Consider the following 21,813-nt stretch of genomic DNA (forward strand, 5'->3'; position numbering starts at 1 on the left):
CACTCCTCGTATCGACGATACGGAGGGCGGTTACATTATTACGGAGTAATTCACGGAAGCTTCATGGTGAGAGATCTCAGGGGCCGAAATCTATGGGTCGGATGTTGGTTTTGTGGAACCCTTGTGCAGAGCCATAAGGACGTGGAGCTCATTTCCTATCGGCGATGTCTCACCATGATCTACCGATGGGGATTTTTGGTGCCTTAAAACGAAGTATGAAGATTTCTATAACGACTATTCCCGACGTTCTTATCTTGGAGCCTAAGGTCTTCGGTGACGACAGGGGCTTCTTTCTTGAGAGCTACAACGAGTCTGCTTTCCGTCAAGCGACGGGCTCGACGTTGGAGTTCAAGCAGGACAACCATTCGCGCTCCTCAAAAGGCGTTTTGCGAGGGTTGCATTACCAAATCAAGCAGCCCCAGGGTAAGCTAGTGAGAGTCACCCGCGGTGCAGTCTTCGATGTTGTAGTGGATATTCGCCCATCTTCAGCGACGTTTGGCAAGTGGATGGGGGTTGAGCTTAGCGAAAGTAACCATCGGCAGGTTTGGGTTCCTCCGGGCTTGGCACATGGATTCTTGGTTTTGAGCGAGATGGCTGACTTCCTGTACAAAACAACGGACTATTACGCGCCTGCGTATGAGCGCAGCATTGCATGGAATGATCCTGCCATTGGCATCGATTGGCCGATTGAGGGCCTTTCTCTTACCCTGTCGGCAAAGGATGCTGCCGCGCCTTCGCTCGCCGACAGCATTGCTAAAGATTGATTTGGGCACACCGTTCCCCTAAGGCAGTTCATCTGCTCTTATGTGTGCGTCGTGTACCTTGCGCGGATGGTTTGGGTAGACCGCTGATTCGGCCGTACAGCCTCCGTTTGCGCATTAATGGTTTTGAACGTCTCTAAAAACGAAAATGCGTCGCCTTGTCTTTGTCTCAACGGAAGCATTCCCGTTTTCCCCTGAAGAGCCCAGCAGGATCCTGTGCGATACGTTGCGCTCGTTGAGCGACATCGATCGCGCACGCACGACGCTAGTCTTGATTGACGCATTGGTGGATGTCGGCGCCTTCTCCGCCGCGTTTCCCCAAGTGCGGTTGGTAAGAGTAGACACGCAGATGAACGAGAACGGAGGTACCGTTTCACCGCAACATCCTCCCGCTCGAGCCTATTCAAATACACCGTTTCATTGGAAATCGGCCTGCGTGTTCAGAGCCCTTGCTGATTTGGGGAAGGAGTGTTCGCTGGAGTACATCGAGTTCGCCGATAGAGGGGCACTCGCGTTTTGTGCGTTGCAAGAGCATCGGTTACAAGGCTTCTTGCATGAAACCGTTTTTGCTGTTCGTTTGGGCGCCTCGTACACCGCACTAATGCATGCAGAGGCTCGAAGCATTGGTATGGCGGACCTTAACCTCAGCGACCTAGAGCGTAAATGTCTACGAGACTGCGATGCCATCGTGGCGTCGTGCCGAGAAGTGGGTGAGGCCGCTCGTAGGATGTTTGGGTTTAACGATGAGGAATGGGCGCCAAGGCTCATCTGCCACTCACCTCCCGTATTGCTGGATTTTCATGCCCCAACAGAAGTGTCGATCCCTGCTTCTTTGGAGCAACCGATCGTTTTCACGGTAGATTCTCAGAGGCTCAATCGACCCGATCTCTTCGTGCGCGGTATTGTGGGGTTTATGCGTGCGGAGCCACACTACAGAGGCCCCATGGTTTTTCTCGGGGAGTCGGTGGATGAGGTCTATGCTGCTCAGGTACGACGGTGGGTCCCATTGGATTTGATCGATCGGATGAGCTTCAAGTCGAGGTTGGACCAGCGGGAGCGCGAGTCACTCTTTAGTAACGCAACAGTTGTTTTCTCGTCTGCTTTTGATGCTTCCTGTGTGACCGTATGCGAAGCGTCTCTTTTGGGCGCCCGGGTGATCCTGAACGCCACCAACCCGGCATTTGGTAAAGATACACCGTGGATAGACGGCGTCAATTGTCTGAAGTTCGACGGAACGAGCGGCGGATTGGCTCATACGGTGGTGCGCAACTTCCAGGGGAATAGCACATTGCGAACTGTGCAGCTATCCGACGCCCCTTGGCCATGGACGGTAGCGCCTGTGAGGTCGAGCGCTTGGCGGTTCCTGGCGGATGAGCCGCTTGTTTCGATCGTGGTGCCTCATTTCAACCTAGGGTCTTACCTGCAGGCAACGCTTGACAACCTGCTGGAGCAAACCTACAAAAATATTGAGATTTTGGTTGTCGACGACGCGTCAACGGATCAATACAGCGTCAGCATTGTCAATGGCATCGCGAACCAGCCGAGTGAGCGCTTAAGGGTGATTCGTCTTGCAGCGAACGTTGGTTTAGCGGGAGCTCGCAATGTGGGGGTGCGTCATGCCATGGGGCGTTATGTGTTGACGCTTGACGCAGACGATTTAATCCATCCGAGCTTTCTCTCGGTCGGCGTAGCGGCGCTTGAAAACAGCCTTGAGTTCGACATCGTGGTGACGCCCGCCGGCTATTTTCACGACGGTAAGGGGTCGGGCTCCCCTGGTGCGTCGATTGAGTTTTCCGACTATTTGGTGTTTTCGGGCGAAGCAGTTGTGGCTGGTCTTCTGGAAAATAGATTTTCAACTGCAACTGCTTTGTTTCGGAAATCGGTGCTGGATCGATTTCCGTATGACGAAAGTCTGAGTTGCTACGAGGATTGGTCGCTGTTTATGCGGATGTGTGATGCAGGAGTGCGCAGCATCGTCACAACGGACATTTTTTTCTACTACAGAAAGCGCCCTAGCTCCATGGTGCACGCGCCCCGTGACAAGTTGCGTATGCAGATGGAGTATCGTGACATGTTGCGGTCAGGTGCCCCTGATTCTGTCAAGCAAAAATCAAGACATTTGCTCATCGGATTGGCGTCCCCGGCTGCTGGCGTTGCGGGATCTGATGGATATGACGCGCTGATGCGAAAACTTACCAATGGGGCATTTGGTGCACGCGGGGAGTTCGATGATCAAGTGGCGTTTGCTAGTTTGAAGATTTCCCGTTGGCTCGAAAGAACGGCGCCGGGTCTGCTCCGTGCCGGATTGGGGGCGGCCCGTTGGATGTGGCGTATCGGTAGGCAATCGCAAGGCAGAAGAGACGCATGAGCTCGTAAAAACGCGAGGTTTTGATGTTGGTGCTTGCTAAGTGACAGGAGGGGGGCGCATAGGTTTGCACTGGCGTACTCAGGCGCACGATGCTTGCCCAGATTGGAGCGACAGCGTGGTAAGGATCGACGACACCAGGTTAGCTGGGTTAAACCGTTCTGCCGCTTTGAGGCAGCCTGCGGCTGAGAAGGCTTCGATGTTGTGATTCCCGCTCAAGATGGCCTCTATCACGCCAGTCAGTTCCTGGCTATCACGATAGATAAACATCTCTCTTTCTTGGGCGAAGTGCGTTTCCAGCATCTCGTTGGGTGCCGCCACCACATATGATCCAGCGCTGAACGCGCCCATGACGCTTGCACGAAAGCCTGCTTCATGCGGCAAAGGGCAGACCACGGTCTTCGCGTCGGCCATTGACTGCAAGAGCTCCTTTGCCGAGCAGCTTGGCCGGCGAGTAAAGGAAGAGCCTGGAAACTCGCGTCCGATATCTTGATCTGTGACGATCGTTACAGGCAGGTGTTTGAGTGCGTTCAATAGCTCTCGACGACGCTCTCGTTTTACAAAGTCAATCGTTGATGCAATGAGGCGAGTGATGTCTTCGCTAGCAAAGTTCACCGCAGTGTGGATATCCTGCAGTGCAAGAATCGTTTCGATCATCGGGTTTAGCCGCAGGTCAGTTACGGCTCGCGACACTACTGATTCGAAAACTTCTTTGTAGATACGGTCCTTGTGCCTGAATGTGTAGGCATAGCGCTGACGCACAGATTCGGAGTCCGTTGAGCCGAGCGGTAGAAGAATGTCAATTGAGCGATGTGAGAAGGTTTTTTTCGGAATCTCGCTGGTGGCGTGCGGGAAGGTAATGCCGGGCACATACCGCACGTTCTTGATGCCTAGCAGCCGGGCGATGAAGACATGATTGTAATCCGTCAGCATAAGATTGCGATGAGTGCTGACAGAGTGGATCTGATGCGTCATCTCATGATGAACTGGAGAGTCGCGCATGAGGTCAATCAATGGCTTGCGGTAGTACTCGAATGCCGACGTAAGGTGCGGCTTTTGAGTGACAACTGAGAGCTCAGAGCCGTGACCATTGAAGCTCACGAAGAATTTACAGCGCGGATCCAGGTAGCTGTCTGAGAGCTGACGAATATTTTTGACATGGTCAATCTGCTTTATCTTTACACCCTGCGCTTCGAAGGCGGCGACGAGTTCGTTGGCGAACATTTGATTCTGGTCGTGCTTGTCTGATTCGGCCGAGAGAAGAATGGTGCCGTAGTGGTCGGAGTCGAATCCGTTGAGAACGTGTTTCATTTGGATTGACCGAAGGTCCGTAAGAGTTTCTGCTTGATGCGGGAGGCTCGATTTCGAAAGCGCCTGCCTAAGGTGGGTGGTGGCAGTGGTACGGTCATGAGTTCGACAAGTGCTGCTTCTTTGGCGGCGACCACGCCTCTCAATTCCTCCACACCCTCGGCAAGCTTGTGGTACTCATGTAGCAGACTGTCGTGTCGGCGTTCTATATCCTCTTTGCCTGCCATGAGGCCGGCATTTAGTGCCAGCAAGTGGATGAATCGAGCGGCATCTAAGTCGGTCGTCGCCGTCGGGCGGATGATCAGTTTTTCGCGCGCGAGCAGTTGCGTGGTGATGACTTGGGTTCTGGCCCACAGTTGTCTGTCTGTATCAAAGATCTCGTGAAACTTCTTCCAGTTCGCGTATGACATTCTGTAAAGGCGCTCGGGGTCTGCAGTCAGCTTAGCGATTCTTGCAATCGTTCGTTCTGTGTCTTCGTCAAGAAGTACAACGTCCTCATCATCGGTGAATGCAACGTTGAGCGCGAGAGGATCGCTGATCAGATTGAGCACTCCATGGAACCCTGCTTCCATACAGGCGCCGGTGGGAAATCCGTCAAAGGCACCTTCAAGCCCCGCAGCAGGTCTGTTCACCGAGAGAATCATGTCCATCTGCGGGTAGAAATTTTTGAAGAATGTGTTGGGTTGGCTGCCGTGGAAAGTGATGCTTTTTGCTGCTGAGCCAAGCGGCAACTGGTCCGGCGTGTAGTCTCCGACGACATGGAAGCGCACATGCGGATGTGAATCGGCAAACGCCTGAGCGACCGCCACAAACTGGTCGTAGCCCTTTTTCTTGACATCGTCGCCATAACGATGCGCTACAAAGCAGATGTCGATGCTGTCTTTGTGCTGCCCAAAGAGTTTTTTGTCGCGAGAGAAATCGAAATGGTGTCGTGTGTTGTAAACACCACCGTAAATGAACTCAATTTTCTGGGGGTCACACCCGATTTTTTCAATCAGGTATCTTTTTGAAATGAGCTGCGTGGTAATGATTTTTCTGCATAGTGGTGAAGCCGAAAGAATCCGTAGTTTCTCATCGCTGTGTTCATTGTTGAGTTCAAAGCTGCCGCCGGGGTATAGCTGGAGAATGAAGGGAATTCCCCGTTTCTCAAGCATAGGGAAAGCTTGAAAAGCGTTGTGCAAAAACGTGATGTAGGCCAATGCCGGAACCGTCTGCTGGAGCTCGGATATTCGCTTGATCTTTGATTTGATTTTTAAGCTGAAGTCACTTTTTTCAAGGTGTTGATCGAAACTCAAGTTGGATGCCCAGGCGTGCCATCCCTCGGTCGACATCAAAATTGAAGAGTCAAAAAAAGACAGGTAGTGCGCGTACTCAAGCGTTCGAAAAGGCGAAAAAGCACATGGAAGCATCTCGTCGATGATGAGGAGATCACAATAGGTGTAGATCGGCGCTTGAGCGTCTTTGAGGCTATTCAATTTGATCCAGTGCAGTTCGTGGTGACTTCGATGTGTACGAAGGGCGGTCGCATCGTTTATGTGCCGATCTTCGAATGCATGCTTACTTATTGTGGCAGGCATTGCAGTCGATGAAAGCAGACGGGGCATACTGTTTGCTGCGGACCCTTTTATTTTTCAGAGCTTGCGAACTGGTGGTGGCGCTGCAACCGCATGTCTGATGCACTGGTCGCCATCTTTTCAGTTGAAATTGCCGCGTGAAGCACAAGGGACGTGGCTTGGTGCTAAGGTGCTACAAAGCTTCCCTATGCAGGTAATCGGCGTGGAGTAGCGTAGCGCATCTGTTCGATATCGCTCCGATGATGCCCAGCGGTTCTTGCGTTGATTTATGCGGCAAGACTTTGAATTTCAAGCGATAGACACATTCAAAATGAGTCGCCCAGATACTGTGTGGACTCGCGGTTGTGCGGGCGCTTTTGTGTCAGCCGGACATCTATAATCTTTGCTGCCTTCCCATTGCAGCTTGATCAAGCTGTTGATTTTCAATGGGCTGATAAATGATCGGGTTGCATGTCTGCATGTGCGATGGGGAGGCGGTAAGTATTATTTGGCGTCGGCTGCATGTCGTTAGCCGTCCAAATCGTGTACTGGCCTCTGTTTTTGACTGGGTTCCGCACGATTACGATCCGATTCAACATACCGTTGCAGATGACTCTTTTGATTTATGGGGCTGGCGGCCTTGGGCGAGAAGTCTTGGCGGCCCTGCAATCCAGCGGGGTCGATGTGGCTGGCTTTGTCGTAGACCCTGGCTTTTCGGACGGTGAAATCAGGGGTTTGCGGGTGCGCGCCGCTGTGCTGGATGCGTCTCTTGCTAGAACCGCACGGTTTGTCCTCGCTGTGGGTGATGGTCAGGCACGTCAACGTGCGGCCTTGTCACTAGGTAACGAAACAGAGTTCTGTACAGTTCTTCATCCCGCAGCGGTCGTTGGGCCTGGCGTATCGATCGGGAAGGGGGCCATGCTCATCGGTCCGGCCAATGTCACAACGGACGTTGCCATTGGGGCTCATGTGCTAATCAATCCTGGCTGCACGATTGCCCACGACTGTGTCCTCGAAGACTTTGTCAATCTCGGCCCGTCATGCAGCCTTGCGGGCCGCGTTGCCGTGCGCGAAGGCGCTAACCTGGGGGTAGGCGTGTCGGTCGCTCCAGGTGTCGTGATTGGCGCTTGGTCTACCGTGGGGGCTGGCGCTGTTGTGATACGCGATGTAGAGCCCGGATCGACAGTCGTTGGTGTTCCCGCTCGCACCATTCGTCACAGTGGTAGCCAGCGTTCAAGCTAAGCGCTCGTGACCTTCTTTTGTAAAACCACCACAAATCTTTCAGCCATGCCAACCGAATCCAACGAGACATCGCCCGCAGTCATTAGAGTCCTGCTGCCGAGGCTGCCTGAGACTGCCAAGCTCATTCCTTACCTTGAACGTATTGACCGTTCGCGCACCTACAGCAACTATGGCCCGCTTAGCGGCGAATTTGCGCAGCGCTTGGGTGAGTTGGTGGGGGGGAGTCATGCAGCACTGACGTCGAACGGCACCACAGCCATCGAGCTTGCCCTAAAGTTGCGCTCAAAACCTGGTGGCTACTGCTTGATGCCCGCTTTCACTTTTATTGCCAGCGCGCATGCGGTCTGCAATGCAGGGTTGACCCCATATTTGCTCGAAGCTGACCCAACCTCTTTGGCTCTTACTCCCGAAATTGCCGTTGCGGCACTCAACTCGGTCCCAGGTCCGGTTGCATCGGTGTTGGTCGTCAGTGCGTTTGGTGCACCGCCTGATCTGGCAGGTTGGGCGGCTTTCGAAGAGCGCTACGGCATTCCTGTTGTCTTTGATGCTGCTGCTGCTGTGACTTCTCTCTCCGGCATTGGGAAGCAACCCGTCTGCGTCAGTTTGCACGCAACCAAGACTTTGGGTATTGGTGAAGGGGGCGCAATCTTTTGTTCCGACAGCGATTTCATCGCCCGCGCCAAAGCCATGACCGGTTTTGGTTTTGCTGCCGCTGAACGAGTCTCTTCGGTGCGCGCCGGCAACTACCGGATCTCTGAATATGCAGCGGCCGTTGGGTTGGCCGGATTGGATGGCTTGCCGAAGCGTCTTGAGGAAATGAGCGCTTTGACCTTGGCTTATGCCAATCTGCTGAAAGGAAAGGATGTGCACCTTCAGCCCGGCGTTGGGACCGATTGGGTCACTATGACTTTGAACGTCATTGTTCCGGCAGAAAAAGCGGATGCCACGACGCGGCGGCTAGACGATGCAAAGATTGAGTGGCGCCGTTGGTGGGGCCTCGGCTGCCATCGGCACCCTGCCTTTGCTGATGTTCCTCGAGCAGACCTGTCTGCGACTGACATCCTCGCAAAACGTGTTATTGGATTACCGTTCCATGATGGTCTGTCTGCCGCAGACTTAGACCGTATCACCCGTTGCATCGAATGAGCACGAGGCCACTTCTTTCGTATATCGTTCTTTCATACAACTACGAACGGTATATCGGTAAGACACTACAAAGTATTCTGGACCAGACGGTGCAGGACTTTGAAATTGTGGTTGTGGACGATGGGTCGTCGGACAATTCTGTCGCCATCGTGTCGGCTATGAGTGATCCGCGGATCAGGCTTTTCGTGAACGAGAAGAATATAGGCGGAGCCGCAAGCTACAACCGCGCGGTGCAAGAAGCACGGGGCGAGTGGTTGGTTAACTTGGATGCGGATGATTGGATCGACCCAAAAAAGGCAGAGATTCAGTTACAAGCAGCAAGCCTTGATCCTAGGCTCGACATCATCGGGTCTTACGTCGCCTTCTACGATGAGAACGATGTGCGTCACCCTTCGGCAGAAGTACTGGAGGGATATGTTAATCAACCGTATGACCTCAATCTCGTCGATACCTGGATCGGGACTAACTATCTCTGTCGCTCTTCGACCATGGTGCGCGCGTCAGCCCATGCCAGGGTTGGATTGGACGATCCTGCAATGGTGCGCGCGCCGGACTACGAGTTGTGGACTCGAGCGCTGCGGATGGGTTGTCGCTTTGCTGTGATTCCCCAACCCCTCACATTCATGCGTATGCACTCGCGTGGGGTGACACATGCCGATCCAACGGGAACCTTGCTGGAGATGGGCTACGCCACGCAGCGCAATCTGGTGCCGCTCGCGCAGGATCGGTCGTTGTTTCCGTCCATTACGCGTATGGTCACTTGGTTGGGCAATCACCCATCACTTAGCCGGTTGCACCCTTCTCAGGCGCATCGCATGATCGGCACACTAATGCAATCGACAGCGATTGAGGGCTTTCCTCAATTCGTGGCCTTGCTTGCCGATGACAAGGTGAGTCCTGAACTGGCTGGCATTGGCCAACGCTGCTTACCTTTTGTCGCCCCCACTTCTGATGCCCATCAGCAAAACGTCAAGCTGCACGAAGACATCAAGGCTTTCATTGAAGCGAGAGACTATTTTCGAAGCGAAAGCGAGAAGTGGGAACGCAGTTATCAAGAGCTTGACGCTCAGCATCAAGCGATGCTGGCGTCCAGGTCGCGCGCGGCGGTGCTCGCGGATGCTCTGGCCCGGGCGCGTAGTCAGGGCTTGCGTTCGATTCCCCGACGTGCTTGGGCGCGTCTGATGAGAGAGATGAAGAAATGACAGCTCCGCGCGTTCTTGCACTGCTTCCGTTTTTGGTGAAGGGGGCTTTGTCTATCGATATTTTCCGTGCCCTCAGAGCACGCGGCGTTCAGATTGCGGTAGCGTTTTGCGACGATGCATCGTCAATCTATGAGCCAGATCAGATGGCCGACTTCGAGGCAACTGGCGATTTGATTGACTTGACGTCCATGGTTGGTGCCAAACGTCTCGGCTTGATCCATGATCTGGTTGTTGATCGAAAGATCGATCTGGTCCTGCAGGTGGGGGCAACAGATCTTTATCACTTGCTTCCATATTTGAAGGAGCGGTTGCCGCAGGTCCGGATCGCTGACATCTTGTACAACGAATTCGGCCACACGCTGAATCACTTCTTGTATGAGGGGTGCATCGACGCCGTCATTGTCGAGAGTGACTTCATGCGAGCGTTCGTTAAGCGTTCATCTTGTAAACCTAGTCCTTCGGTCGAGGTTGTCTATAGTGGCGTCGACTTAGCGGAGTTTTCTCCAAGTAATAGGACTGCAGATCCAAGGCTCAAAATTGGCTATGTTGGGCGCATGTCGGACGAGAAGAACCCTCTGGGATTCATTGGGTTGGCCGAAGGGCTGGGACGCAAAAATGCAACCCTAAACTTTGAGATGTTTGGTGCAGGCGGCGATGCCGCCATGGTCAAGGCGCGTGCCGCAAAGAGCGATATTGCCGAGCGACTCACATTCCATGGGTTTGTAGCGCATTCACGTGACGCTTTGCGCCAGCTTGATGTCCTTATCCTGCCTTCGAAGTTTGATGGCCGGCCTGTGATCCTGATGGAAGCGAATGCTTGCGGTGTTCCTGTGATCGCCGCTCCGGTGGGGGGTATTCCAGAGCAAGTGCAAGATGGGATTAGCAGCTTTTTGATTCCGCCTACCGATGTCGACCGCATCCATGCTTTGATTTCAGAGTGGCAAGAGGCGCCGCAACTGCTCGAAGTCGTGAAGCGTGCTGCACGCACACACGCAGAGCAAAATTTCAGTCGTGAAAAAATGATTGCGCGCTACGAAGCAGCTTTTACAAATGTGGCTGCTGGGAACGATCAAGTCGTTTCTATGTCAGCGTCGGCGTAGGGAGGAGAGTCAACCAAAAGCCTGTAAGCGAGGCGGTTGACTTCCTATCAGGGCTTCATGGGGCCGGTCTTGCGCCGCAATGCATCGTGTAGGCCCCGGATCATGCTTCGCAGATATTGGCCCCGGGGTGAGAGAAACAGCGCCGTGCCGATAAATTTAAGCAATAGGCGTGGAATGTCCTGCGCGATCCACACGGCAGGCGTCTCCTTTCGGCCATACAGAAGCACCCGGTTGCGCATGATGTAGTAGAGCCTGACGGGCGAGTGGATCTTGATGCCTCCGCTGACCAATCGTGACGGGCGTACTGCGTCGCCAATGCTATGCTGCATTTGAGCATCGCAAATGCCATAGAGGGACATTCCCCGATGCAAGGCGCGAAAACACCACTCCAGATCCACGTTGTCGATGAACAAGCCTTCGTCCATGGGGCCAACGCGGTCGATAGATGACAGCGGAAGCAGCGTGCCAGAGGATATTAAAAAATCGCACTTGACGTGCCGCCCCGGGCCGCCTGTGAGTTTTTTGCTGACGGGAAATCCCACCCGCACGAACGGTGCGATATAGCCGGTGCGTCGATCTCGGAACTGCGGACCGACCGCCGCAACGGACTCTGTTTGGCTTAACGCGGTCAGCGCATTTTTTAAAGTCTGCACCATGGCCACATCTGGCTGACTGTCTTGGTCCAGCAGCAACAGGTAGCCGAACCCCGCGTCGCGAGCATAGTCGGCTGCACGGTTCATGGCAGCCGCCAGTCCCACGTTCAAGGGGGAGCGGGTCACGACCACCGAGGTAGATTCGGTTTTAGAAAGGTATGTTGCGAGTTTCGGATCGGTGGTGCCGTTATCGAAAATCAGCAATCGACCTACCTGGTTTTCAACGCTTGCCACCACCTTTCGAAGCATGTCGACTTCGGGGCGATAGGTAATGATGACGGCGCAGACGTCCGACTCGACGGGAATGGGCGCGGCAGGGCTCATCCGCGTATTTTCGAGATGTCGCTCAACACAGACTTTATGCCGTTGGAGAATTGCGTGTAGCGTCCGCTCGCATACTCGCACAAGACGGCAACGATGCGCGGCGCGATACCCTGCGGTAGGTGGGCACGAAACTGGGCGTGTTTGAGCCGTTCTGACAACATGTGCTGCACCGGTGCTGACAAACGAATGTTCCCAGCGGCAGCCTGGTCCATCAATGAGTGGGTGCGAAGAAGTAAACGTTCCATGAACGCAGTGCGCGTGACGGCGCCGCCAGTGATGCGCTCCATGATGCCACGTGGCCTTGCGCCCACTTGATTCTTGTCATGTTGTCGGTAGTCGATCGTCGACTCTTCCAGGCAGTCGACACGACCTTGGGTTGCTGCAAGCATGGCCAGCCACTCATCGTGTATCCAGCCAGGCGGAACGTTGAAGCCGTTCTCGATCACGCTGCGTCTGATTGCCATCGTCGCACCGGTAGCCACATTTCTTTTGACCAAGACTTGGAAGGCTTTGCCGCCGTGAATTGCATCCAGCTCATTGCGGGTGACTTCAAATGCCTCGAAGACTGTCCGTTTGAGGCTGGCACCGCTTGCATCCACCAGGTCGGCATCGCTGTGTAACATGAGTAGATCGGGGCGCCGCTCAAACTCTTCAGCAAAGCGGCGCAACTTATTGGGATGCCATACGTCGTCTTGATCACAAAGAAAAACGAGGTCCCCCTTTGCCGCAAGCAACGCTTGGGTGAAATTTTTGACGTAGCCGAGGTTGGCCGGATTGCTGCTGACAGACATCTTGATGCCACGGTCGGCAGCACGGTCTGCAAAGACTTTCAATTGTTCCAGCGTCTCATCTTTCGAGACATCGTCGAAGGCCACAATTTCGTCTGGGGTCACGCTCTGCGTCAATAGACTTTCGAGCTGTTCCGGTAGATAGCGTGCACCTTGGTAGGTGCAAAGCGCGACCGAAATGGACAACCGCTTGTTAACGCCAAGCGTGGAAATGCCGCTGTGCTCTCCTGGCCCCACTTGGCTCATTCGGCGTCCGTCGGCTCGATTGCGTACGCATCGATGATGCGACCGTGCTCCAAGTGAATGACTCGGTTGCATTCCTTACGAATCAAATCTGGTGAGTGAGATGCCAACACCAGAATGCCCGAATTCGAAACGACTTCTCGCATCCGTTTCTCTGCTTTTTCGGTGAACTCAGCGTCACCGACCGACAGCCATTCGTCCATAAGCAGGATATCTGCTTTGACGCTGGTGGAGATCGCAAATGCCAGCCGCATCATCATGCCAGTGGAGTACGTCCGAACCGGCATGTTCACGTATTCACCCAGCCCGCTGAATTCACAGATGCCGGGCGTCAGGTCATCGACCTCTTTCTTGCTCATGCCCATGACCAAGCCACGCAGCATGATGTTCTCAACTCCGGTGGCGTCACCCTCTATGCCAAGAGACGGATCGATCAGACTTGCAACTGAGCCCTCGCGCACAAACTCGCCTGAGGAGGGTTCATAAACTCCCGCCAGTGTGCGGAGCAGCGTTGATTTGCCAGCCCCGTTGTGGCCAATCAGGCCCAGTCGGTCGCCATTTTTCAGTTCAAGGTTGATCCCGCCAAGGGCCTCGACTACGTTCACACCGGTTTCTTTGCCAAAACGACCACCTGTGACCGAGGCGGCGAGTGTCTTCTTCAGCGAAGCAGAGCCCGCTCCGTAAATCGGGAAGTTGACCGATGCGTTTTTCAGTGAGATGAGAGCCATGTTCAGAGCCAATAGACGACGCGGCGACGGTATTTTGAGAAGAGTACGCAGGCAATTGTGAGGTTCAGAGTAGTCCAGATGAGGATGCCAATCCAGCTGTGCGTGCTGGCGACCCCTCCCATCAAAGGAAGTCTGAGCAATTCAAGCATCTGTGCCAGTGGGTTCCAAAGGATGTATTGGGAGCGACCGGAGAGACTCTCTGGCAGCCAAAAGACAGGGGTAAGAAACAGGAGCATTTGCATCACGCTGGTGACTATCTGTGTGACGTCTCGGAAACGCGTGCAAACCAGGCCCAATGCCAGCCCAATGGCATGCGCATTGATCAGCAGGATCAGGAATGCGGGCACGAACAACAGAGCCGACCAGCCAAGTGAAATGCCTGCCCACAACGCGACAGGGATGTACAGCACGATCTGATGCAAGAACTGGATCAGGTTACGGGACATGCTCCGCCATACAAATAAGTTGATGGGGAAATAGCCTTGCTTCAGGTAGTTGGCGGAACTTACGAACGAAGTGCAAGACTCAGCGATCACGCTGGAGAAGAAGCCCCAAAAAATGAGACCCAGTGTCAAGTGTGGGAAGAACTTGGTTAGCTCTGTACCGAACAGCGAACTGTAGAGCGGTCCCATTCCGCCAATCATGGCACCCATGCTGAGTGTGATCCAGAACGGTCCGAGCATGGAGCGGCGATAACGCAGCACGATATCAAACCAGGCAAGCGTCCACCAAATGTCCGTGCGGCGGGTGCCTTCCCACCAGTCGGCCCATGCGCTGCGGTGGAGGTTGGAGTGGACTTGGCTCATAGAACGCCGCCTGCTTTCACTAGGGAAGGGCTATGTGAAACGCTCAGTTGTCGAAAATCTGTGGGAGAGACTAAATTCATAGTGGTCGAAGGTGGGCCGGTACATCCAGGCTTCTGGTGGTCAGTGTTTGTAGAGCGCGCTCGTAGTGCGCATCGCCACTGCACTCCGCTGATTTTAACGGTCCGCGATGCGCCTATAGCGCCAAAAGGCTACGGACGTCCAGACCTTCAATAGACTGGTGATATGCCAATACAGGTGGCGGTGGCTTCTATGGCTTGCTCGCTGGGCGTCGTGTGTCGCGTGAAGGTCCTCGCACACTTGTAGCTGCCAACCAGCGAGGCGTGTGCGGGCGCAGATATCGAAATCTTCCCCGTACATAAAGAAACGGTTTTCGTCGAAGCCACCGATCTGCGCGTAGGTTTTTTGGCGAAACAGCATGAACAAGCCGGGAATCCAGGCAGGGGTCTTTGGTGGGGTATATCCAGGGCGGCGGCGCGTCAGGATCTCCAGTGGAGTGATCACGCCGCGATGTTGTTCTGGTTCGGTCTTGCCCGGTTCAAGGATACGGGGCGTGAGCAGTCCACTTTCCGGGTGGGCCTGGGTCAGTAGCGCCTTAAGCACATTGTTGTCCAGGCGAATGTCTGGGTTTAGTACCAGAAACCAAGGTGAGGAGCACTTTTTGAAGGCTTGGTTGTGATTGGCGCCGAAGCCTTTTGGCGAGCTATTGAAGATCCGTTCGACGGGGAGGTCGACTGTCAAATCCGTGACAAGATCTGGCTCCGGAATGTTTTCGGTCAGAACGACTCTCTCTATGACCGATCGACTGAATGCATTGAGTTGCCTGAGCAAAGGCAGAATCATCTCCATTTGTCCATGGCTCACGATGGAAACCGTGATGGCGCGGTCGATGGACTGTGGCGATGGTGTCTCAAGATGCATAGGCGAAGCCGGCAAAGTAGTCAAAGAGGTCAGTAGGCTAAGGCCGTATACCTGAGAATTGGGTATTGGGGTATTTGCCCCACAGGTGTTAAGCGGCAGGCAGTTTAAACTGTGTAAAGAGTCGGCAAAGCGATCGACTGTTTGTGCCGGGACCGAATTCTTCGTGATCCCTCGGCTTGTAGCCCCCGATTCCGATCGTTTTACATGTTTTTTCTGTTGTGTTTGAGTTTTTGGGTGGCCATGTTCACCGGACTTGTTGTCGTACGTCGTGCACGTGGACACGCCCGCCGTTATGGCGATGCCATGCCGCAACGTTTCCATGTTGGAGACGTGCCGCGGCTGGGCGGAGTAGCCATTTTCGTCGGCTTGTTTGCCGCGTGGAGCGTGGCAATCGTCATCTTTTTCTTGCAGAACTATGGCAACCTGGGCATCAACGCTGGCATGGTGGGGGCTTGGACTGCAGCGTTGTTGCCGGCTTTGGTTGGCGGCATTGCAGAGGATTTCACGCAGCGCCTCAGCGTGCGTTATCGCCTTGGATTGACGGCGCTCTCTGGCATATGTGCGTCGTTCTTGGTCGGAGCTGCCGTGCCGCGCCTTGGAATACCTTACGTTGATAACTTATTGCTTAGCGCCCCATGGCTTGGCATGGTACTCGCCTTGATGGCTGTCATGGGACTGCCCCATGCGTTCAACATCATTGACGGCTATAACGGGCTATCAGGAATGGTCGCGCTGATCGTTTCGCTGGCACTAATCTATGTGTCGCTTCAGGTGGGCGACAGGCAACTGGCTGGCATGCTGGTGTGTCTCACGGGCGCGACGGCGGGTTTTCTGATCTGGAATTACCCGCGCGGAATGCTCTTCGCGGGCGATGGGGGGGCCTATTTATGGGGTGTCATCATCGCATTGGGCAGCATCGTCTTGGTGCAACGGCACGAGCAGGTTTCGCCTTGGTTTCCGATGCTGTTGTTGATCTACCCAGTTTGGGAAACACTTTTTTCCATCTATCGAAAATGGGCTCGGGGCATGTCTCCTGGTGTAGCGGATGCCTTGCATTTTCATCAACTGATTTACCGCCGTATCGTGCACGGTGTGTTCCATGATGACGAGTCGCGTCGCGTCTTGATGCGCAACAACCGCACATCGCCTTATCTTTGGGCTTTTACCTTGCTGACGGTCGTGCCAGCGGTTTTGTTCTGGCGCAATACGGTGGTGTTGGCTGTGGTTTGCGCATTGTTCGTGATTGCCTACGTCTCTGCCTACCTGATGATCATCCGCTTCAAGGTGCCGCGCTGGTTGCGCAAGTGAGCGCATAAGCTTGGGTTGTAGGGTTCACCGATTTGCCGCGCTGCTCAGGCACAATAAGAAAATCGCTTCGATTTGACTGATCACACGGAATTGACATGACCGACACCACGTTGATTGCCCCCCGGGACAAGGCTGAGATCCTGGCCCAGGCGCTGCCTTACATCCGCAAGTTTCACGGCAAAACCATCGTCATCAAGTACGGCGGCAATGCCATGACCGACCCCGAGTTGCAGGCCGACTTTGCCGAAGACGTGGTGCTGCTCAAGCTGGTGGGCATGAACCCCGTGGTGGTGCATGGTGGCGGCCCGCAAATCGAGACCGCGCTCAAGCGTCTCGGCAAAAAGGGCGAGTTCGTGCAGGGCATGCGCGTGACCGATGCCGAGACCATGGAAGTGGTCGAGTGGGTGTTGGCTGGTGAAGTGCAGCAAGACATCGTGGGCCTGATCAATCAGGCCGGCGGCAAAGCGGTGGGCCTAACCGGGCGTGACGGCGGCTTGATCCGTGCGCAAAAGCTCAAGATGCTCGACAACGCCGACCCCTCCAAAGAACACGACGTGGGCCAGGTGGGCGATATCGTCTCCATTGACCCGAGCGTGGTCAAGGCGTTGCAAGATGACGCCTTCATTCCCGTCATCAGCCCCATCGGTTTTGGCGAGAACAACGAGAGCTACAACATCAACGCCGACGTGGTGGCCAGCAAGCTCGCTACCGTGCTCAAGGCCGAGAAGCTGATGATGTTGACCAACATTCCTGGCGTGCTCAACAAGGCCGGCGAGCTGCTGACCGAACTGACTTCGCGCGAGATCGATGAGCTGATCGCCGACGGCACCATCTCCGGTGGCATGCTGCCCAAGCTAGCGGGTGCGATCGACGCGGCCAAGAGTGGCGTGAATGCGGTGCACATCGTGGACGGCCGCGTGCCTCACGCCATGTTGCTTGAAATCTTGAGCGACCAGGCTTTCGGCACCATGATCCGCTCGCATTGAGCGGCGAGACTAGCCACCGCGTGTCCATGCCTGAGCCCACAGCCGAAGAGCTTCATTCCACCGAGGACGGCGCTGCACCAGGAGCGTTGGTGCGCAAGCGCCCGCGCGCAGGCGAACGTCGTGTGCAGATCTTGCAGGCGTTGGCGGCCATGCTGGAGCAACCCGGCACCGACCGCGTGACCACCGCCGCTCTTGCCGCGCGGCTAGAGGTGAGTGAAGCCGCGCTTTACCGGCACTTCGCCAGCAAGGCGCAGATGTTCGAGGGGCTGATCGAGTTCATTGAGTCGTCGGTGTTCTCACTGCTGAACCAGATCATGGCCAAGGCGGATGCGGCCAGTGTTTCCGAGCCGCCAGTGCTCGACGCTGGCTTGCGCCAAGCCGCGCGCATGGTGGCGGTGCTGTTGCAGTTTGCCGAGAAGAACCCCGGCATGACGCGCGTGATGGTGGGCGACGCGCTGGTGCTCGAGAACGAGCGTCTGACACAGCGCATGAACCTGTTTTTCGACAAGATTGAGGCGACGCTGCGCCAATGCCTGCGCGAAGCACATGCCGCTGCGGCCAGCGATACGCCCACGGTGGATGCGCAGGTGCAGGCTTCGGTGTTGGTGGCATTCGCGCTGGGGCGTTTGCAGCGTTATGCGCGCTCGGGCTTCAAGCGCGCGCCCACCGAGCAACTGGAATTGAGCCTCGCCATCCTGCTCTGAGGCCGCAGCGCCACGCATTTAACGAAAACAGGCCGTGCGGCAAATGCCCACGACCTGTTTGTTTTTGGCTTGAAAGCGCGATCTGGATCAGGCCGGAACGGTCAAGCCCACCTTCTGGCCGGCCGCGCGGATTTCTTCCCAGGTTTGGCTGTCCACTGTGATGCCTTCCTTGGCGCGCGCGATGCGTGTGGCGCGTTCGGGTTCGCCGGCGATCTGCACGTGGTCCACGCCAGGTGCCGCGGGGCCTTGGCGCAAGGACTCAATAAACGCGCGCGCTTCTTCGGTGAACGTTTCTTGTGTGCCCAATTTGGCGGGGTCGATGAGTACCGTGAGCATGCCGTTGTAGACCGAGCGCGCGGTGGTGGTGGGCCGGTGCCAGGTTCCGCCACCCGAGAGTGCGCCGCCCAGCAGTTCGCAGGCCACGGCCATGCCGTAACCCTTGTGTTCGCCAAACGTCATCAGCGCCCCAAACAGGCCGTTGCTTTGCGGCACCACGACCACGCCGGGGTCGGTTGTGGGGTTGCCGTGCTCGTCGATCAGCGAGCCGGGTTCGGCTTGCTGGCCTTTGTTGTAAGCCACGCGCATCTTGCCCTGCGCGAAGCGGCTGGTGGCGAAGTCGAGCACAAAGGGCTCTTGCCCCAGCAGCGGCACACCGATGCAGCAAGGGTTGGTGCCAAAGCGGCCATCGGCGCCGCCCCATGGTGCCACCACTGGGCGCGACAACACGTTGACGAAGTGCATCGACACCAAACCTTGCGCCACCGCCATTTCGGCAAAGTGGCCGATGCGGCCCAGGTGGTGCGCGTGGCCCAGCGTCATGATGCAACTGCCGTGTTGCTTGGCGCGCGCCATGCCCAATTCCATGGCCTGCTCGCCCACCACCTGGCCGTAGCCTCGCTGGCCGTCGAGTGCAAGCATGCTGCCGATGTCGAGGTTGATCTTGACGCTGGTGTTCGGGCTCAGGCCGCCTTCGAGTACCGCATCCACGTAACGCGGCAACATGCCCACGCCGTGTGAATCGTGGCCGCTCAAGTTGGCCAATACCAAATTGCCAGCGACTTTTTCAGCTTCGGCGGGGCTGCTGCCAGCGGCGACTAAAACGGCAGCGACTTGCGCTTGTAGTGCGGGTGCGAGAAGTGTTTTTGACATGTGAATATTCAATAGAGTTTGCTGTTTACATCACCGCGCCGATTTGCCATGGCACAAATTCGTTTTGGCCGTAGCCGTGTTTTTCGCTCTTGCTTTTCTCGCCCGATGCCGTGGCCAGCACCAGTTCAAAAATGCGTTGCCCCATGGCTTGGATGGAGCTGCCGCCGTCGATGATTTCGCCGCAGTTGATGTCCATGTCTTCTTCCTGCCGTTGCCACAGAGCCGAGTTGGTGGCCAGCTTCAGCGAGGGCGTGGGCGCACAGCCATAGGCGGAGCCACGGCCGGTGGTGAAGCAGATCATGTTGGCGCCGCCGGCTACTTGGCCCGTGGCGCTCACGGGGTCGTAGCCGGGGGTGTCCATGAAGACGAAGCCGTGCGCCGTCACCGGCTCGGCGTATTCGTACACACCTTCGAGGTTGCAGGTGCCGCCCTTGGCCACGGCGCCGAGCGACTTTTCCAGAATGGTGGTCAGGCCGCCGGCCTTGTTGCCGGGCGAAGGGTTGTTGTTCATCTCGCCACCGTTGATCTCGGTGTAGTGCTCCCACCACTTGATGCGGCCCACCAGCTTGTCGGCAATCTCGGGGCGCACGGCGCGGCGCGTGAGCAAGTGTTCGGCACCGTAGACCTCGGGTGTTTCGCTCAGAATAGCGGTTCCGCCGTGGGCCACCAAGATATCGACCGCCGCGCCTAGCGCGGGGTTGGCGCTGATGCCCGAGTAGCCATCCGAGCCACCACACTGCAGGCCGATGGTGATGTGCGAAGCGTCGCACGGTTCGCGCTTCACGTCGTTCACACGCGGCAGCATCTCGGTGATCAGCTCAATGCCTTTCTTCACCGTCTTTTGCGTGCCGCCGGTGTCTTGGATGTTGAACACACGAAAGTTCTCACCCTCGCGCAGCGAAGCGTGGGCCAGCCAGGCGCTGATCTGTGCGGCCTCGCAGCCGAGGCCGATGGCCACCACACCGCCAAAGTTGGCGTGTGTGGCGTAGCCGGTGAGGGTGCGTTCCAGCAGTTGCATGCCCAGGCCTTCGCTGTCCATGCCGCAGCCGGTGCCGTGGGTGAGGGCCACCACGCCGTCGATGTTGGGAAAGTCGGCCAGCGCCGATGGATTGGTCTGGCGCGAGAAGTGCGCGGCAATGGCGCGCGCGGCGGTGGCTGAGCAATTGACGCTCGACAAAATGCCGACGTAGTTGCGCGTGGCCACGCGACCGTCGGGGCGCTTGATGCCCATGAAGGTGGCCTTCTTCGGCGTGGGGTTGGGCTTCACGTCGGCGCCAAAGGCGTAGTCGCGCGAGAAGTCGCCCTTGTCCGGGCCCATGTTCAGGTTTTGCGTGTGCACGTGTTCGCCTTGCGCGATGGGGCGCGAGGCAAAACCGATGATCTGGTTGTAGCGGCGCACGGGCGCGCCGGCTTCGAGTGCGCGGCTGGCGACCTTGTGGCCGGCGGGGATGAGGCCGCGCACGGTGAAGTCTTCTATGGTGGTGCCGCCCACCAATTGGGCGCGGGCGATGACCACGTCATCGGCGGGGTGGAGTCGGATAAAGGGCGTCATCGTGTGTCTCGTTTCTTGTAGGGGCTTGTGGGGTGCTGATGTATCGCGTGCAAATGTCTAAGGGTCTAGGCCGAGCGTTCTGCGGTCTCTCGTGTTTTCGGTGGCGTGGCCTGCGCCTCGGACCAACTGGCGCTGAAGCGCTGGTGTGATTGGTCCATGTGTTCTTGCATGGCGCGTCGTGCGCGGTCGGCGTCGCGCGCCACGATGGCCGCGTAAATTTCTTGGTGCTCGCCAATGGCGGCGCGCCACGAGGCCACGGTTTCAAAGTAGCCGCCCAGGCGCTCAAACAGCGGGCCTCGGCGCGAGTCCCAGAACTGCAGCACGGTCTCGGTCAACACCGCGTTGCCGCAGGCTTGCACGATGGCGAGGTGAAAGGCGCGGTCGCCCGCCATGGGCAAAACACCTTTGTCGGTGTCGCGCTGCATGGCGGCAATCGCCTGCGACATGGCGGTCAAGTCCGCAGGGCGCGCTTGCACGGCGGCGATGGCGGCGATTTCGCCTTCCACCACGCGGCGGGCGCGAATCAATTCCAGCGGGCCCCATTCGGAGGACGGCACGGGCGCCTTACGGGTATCGGCCTGGCGGGCAAGCACGTACACGCCTGAGCCGGTGCGCACCTCCACCCAGCCTTCTACTTCCAGCGCAATCAGCGCCTCGCGCACCGAAGGGCGGCTCACGCCCAACTGCACCGCCAGCTCGCGTTCTGCGGGCAGGCGCGCGCCCACCGGGAACTCACCCGACTCGATCAGCGCTTGTAGTTGCCCGGCGATTTGCCGGTACAGGCGTTGGGGTTCGAGGCTGTGCAAAGGCATAGAGAAATGGTTTTGGGGAAGCTGAGTTGACCTAGGGTTAAGCCTTAATTGGCCAAGTGGTAAGGCCAATTAATATTCCCATAGTTAGTTTTTGCCACATATCGGGCAAACCCTGAATTCTTATCAGCGCGCTGTCAGAACTCG

At 56.4% G+C, this 21,813-nt stretch carries 19 protein-coding genes; 9 read left to right on the forward strand and 10 right to left on the reverse strand.

All coding sequences use genetic code 11. From position 1 onward, the window contains the following. The first annotated feature begins 215 nt into the window (after positions 1-215). The gene (gene rfbC / locus ACPWMG_RS02925; protein ID WP_483303171.1) at positions 216-764 is read left to right on the forward strand and encodes a dTDP-4-dehydrorhamnose 3,5-epimerase; all 549 of its coding nucleotides are present in this window, start codon (positions 216-218) and stop codon (positions 762-764) included. Positions 765-1,032: 268 nt separating this feature from the next. Then, a complete protein-coding gene (locus ACPWMG_RS02930) occupies positions 1,033-3,129 on the forward strand; it encodes a glycosyltransferase family 2 protein (RefSeq protein ID WP_483303172.1) in 2,097 nt (698 codons plus the stop codon). A gap of 78 nt (positions 3,130-3,207) precedes the next feature. On the opposite strand, the gene ACPWMG_RS02935 is transcribed toward ACPWMG_RS02930, so the two are convergent. Together ACPWMG_RS02935 and ACPWMG_RS02940 are read right to left on the reverse strand one after the other, a co-directional pair. Then, positions 3,208-4,437, reverse strand: coding sequence for a glycosyltransferase family protein (locus tag ACPWMG_RS02935; protein WP_483303173.1), 1,230 nt, complete (start codon positions 4,435-4,437; stop codon positions 3,208-3,210). Further along, entirely contained in the window at positions 4,434-6,038 is a 1,605-nt protein-coding gene (locus tag ACPWMG_RS02940; RefSeq protein ID WP_483303174.1) for a glycosyltransferase family 4 protein, read from the reverse strand. Before ACPWMG_RS02940 ends, ACPWMG_RS02935 begins: the two co-directional genes overlap by 4 nt. A gap of 471 nt (positions 6,039-6,509) precedes the next feature. Here ACPWMG_RS02940 and ACPWMG_RS02945 point away from each other — a divergent pair, with 471 nt between their 5' ends. Genes ACPWMG_RS02945 through ACPWMG_RS02960 form a run of 4 tightly spaced genes read left to right on the forward strand, consistent with a single transcriptional unit; the run spans position 6,510 to position 10,677 of the window. After that, positions 6,510-7,229, forward strand: coding sequence for a NeuD/PglB/VioB family sugar acetyltransferase (locus tag ACPWMG_RS02945; protein ID WP_483303175.1), 720 nt, complete (start codon positions 6,510-6,512; stop codon positions 7,227-7,229). 45 nt (positions 7,230-7,274) lie between these two features. Beyond that, a complete protein-coding gene (locus tag ACPWMG_RS02950; protein WP_483303176.1) occupies positions 7,275-8,375 on the forward strand; it encodes a DegT/DnrJ/EryC1/StrS family aminotransferase in 1,101 nt (366 codons plus the stop codon). Further along, entirely contained in the window at positions 8,372-9,577 is a 1,206-nt protein-coding gene (locus ACPWMG_RS02955) for a glycosyltransferase family 2 protein (RefSeq protein ID WP_483303177.1), read from the forward strand. The genes ACPWMG_RS02950 and ACPWMG_RS02955 overlap by 4 nt, the downstream gene beginning before the upstream one ends. Further along, positions 9,574-10,677 carry a glycosyltransferase family 4 protein gene (locus ACPWMG_RS02960; protein WP_483303178.1) on the forward strand — a complete coding sequence of 368 codons (1,104 nt, stop codon included), beginning with the start codon at positions 9,574-9,576 and terminating at the stop codon, positions 10,675-10,677. The genes ACPWMG_RS02955 and ACPWMG_RS02960 overlap by 4 nt, the downstream gene beginning before the upstream one ends. A 47-nt stretch (positions 10,678-10,724) precedes the next feature. On the opposite strand, the gene ACPWMG_RS02965 is transcribed toward ACPWMG_RS02960, so the two are convergent. The 5 genes from ACPWMG_RS02965 to ACPWMG_RS02985 form a co-directional block, all read right to left on the reverse strand. Then, complete coding sequence (locus ACPWMG_RS02965; protein WP_483303179.1) at positions 10,725-11,654, reverse strand: glycosyltransferase family 2 protein; 930 nt, start codon at positions 11,652-11,654, stop codon at positions 10,725-10,727. Next, entirely contained in the window at positions 11,651-12,688 is a 1,038-nt protein-coding gene (locus ACPWMG_RS02970; protein WP_483303180.1) for a glycosyltransferase family 2 protein, read from the reverse strand. Before ACPWMG_RS02970 ends, ACPWMG_RS02965 begins: the two co-directional genes overlap by 4 nt. Continuing rightward, entirely contained in the window at positions 12,685-13,413 is a 729-nt protein-coding gene (locus tag ACPWMG_RS02975) for an ABC transporter ATP-binding protein (RefSeq protein ID WP_483303181.1), read from the reverse strand. The genes ACPWMG_RS02970 and ACPWMG_RS02975 overlap by 4 nt, the downstream gene beginning before the upstream one ends. 2 nt (positions 13,414-13,415) lie before the next feature. After that, positions 13,416-14,219 (reverse strand): ABC transporter permease, encoded by an 804-nt coding sequence (locus ACPWMG_RS02980; protein ID WP_483303182.1) that lies wholly within the window; start codon positions 14,217-14,219, stop codon positions 13,416-13,418. A 174-nt stretch (positions 14,220-14,393) separates the two neighbouring features. After that, positions 14,394-15,158: a glycosyltransferase gene (locus tag ACPWMG_RS02985; RefSeq protein ID WP_483303183.1), complete on the reverse strand. Its 765-nt coding sequence runs from the start codon at positions 15,156-15,158 to the stop codon at positions 14,394-14,396. Positions 15,159-15,362: 204 nt separating this feature from the next. Here ACPWMG_RS02985 and ACPWMG_RS02990 point away from each other — a divergent pair, with 204 nt between their 5' ends. The 3 genes from ACPWMG_RS02990 (at position 15,363) to slmA (ending at position 18,156) form a co-directional block, all read left to right on the forward strand. After that, positions 15,363-16,466 carry an MraY family glycosyltransferase gene (locus ACPWMG_RS02990; RefSeq protein ID WP_483303184.1) on the forward strand — a complete coding sequence of 368 codons (1,104 nt, stop codon included), beginning with the start codon at positions 15,363-15,365 and terminating at the stop codon, positions 16,464-16,466. 95 nt (positions 16,467-16,561) lie between these two features. Further along, the gene (argB, locus tag ACPWMG_RS02995) at positions 16,562-17,452 is read left to right on the forward strand and encodes an acetylglutamate kinase (protein ID WP_483303185.1); all 891 of its coding nucleotides are present in this window, start codon (positions 16,562-16,564) and stop codon (positions 17,450-17,452) included. Between the two features lie 26 nt (positions 17,453-17,478). Then, a complete protein-coding gene (slmA, locus tag ACPWMG_RS03000) occupies positions 17,479-18,156 on the forward strand; it encodes a nucleoid occlusion factor SlmA (RefSeq protein ID WP_483303186.1) in 678 nt (225 codons plus the stop codon). 87 nt (positions 18,157-18,243) lie between these two features. Here slmA and ACPWMG_RS03005 read toward each other — a convergent pair whose 3' ends face one another. The 3 genes from ACPWMG_RS03005 to ACPWMG_RS03015 all read right to left on the reverse strand — a co-directional run bounded on the left by ACPWMG_RS03005 (position 18,244) and on the right by ACPWMG_RS03015 (position 21,669). Beyond that, positions 18,244-19,305, reverse strand: a complete 1,062-nt coding sequence (locus tag ACPWMG_RS03005; RefSeq protein ID WP_483303187.1) for a malate/lactate/ureidoglycolate dehydrogenase — start codon at positions 19,303-19,305, stop codon at positions 18,244-18,246. 25 nt (positions 19,306-19,330) lie between these two features. After that, positions 19,331-20,857 (reverse strand): UxaA family hydrolase, encoded by a 1,527-nt coding sequence (locus ACPWMG_RS03010; RefSeq protein WP_483303188.1) that lies wholly within the window; start codon positions 20,855-20,857, stop codon positions 19,331-19,333. A 65-nt stretch (positions 20,858-20,922) separates the two neighbouring features. Then, positions 20,923-21,669 carry a FadR/GntR family transcriptional regulator gene (locus tag ACPWMG_RS03015; protein WP_483303189.1) on the reverse strand — a complete coding sequence of 249 codons (747 nt, stop codon included), beginning with the start codon at positions 21,667-21,669 and terminating at the stop codon, positions 20,923-20,925. Positions 21,670-21,813 lie beyond the last annotated feature (144 nt).

Origin of the sequence: Hydrophilobacter chitinilyticus (genome assembly GCF_049860745.1) — a bacterium.
Taxonomy (GTDB): domain Bacteria; phylum Pseudomonadota; class Gammaproteobacteria; order Burkholderiales; family Burkholderiaceae_C; genus Rhodoferax_B.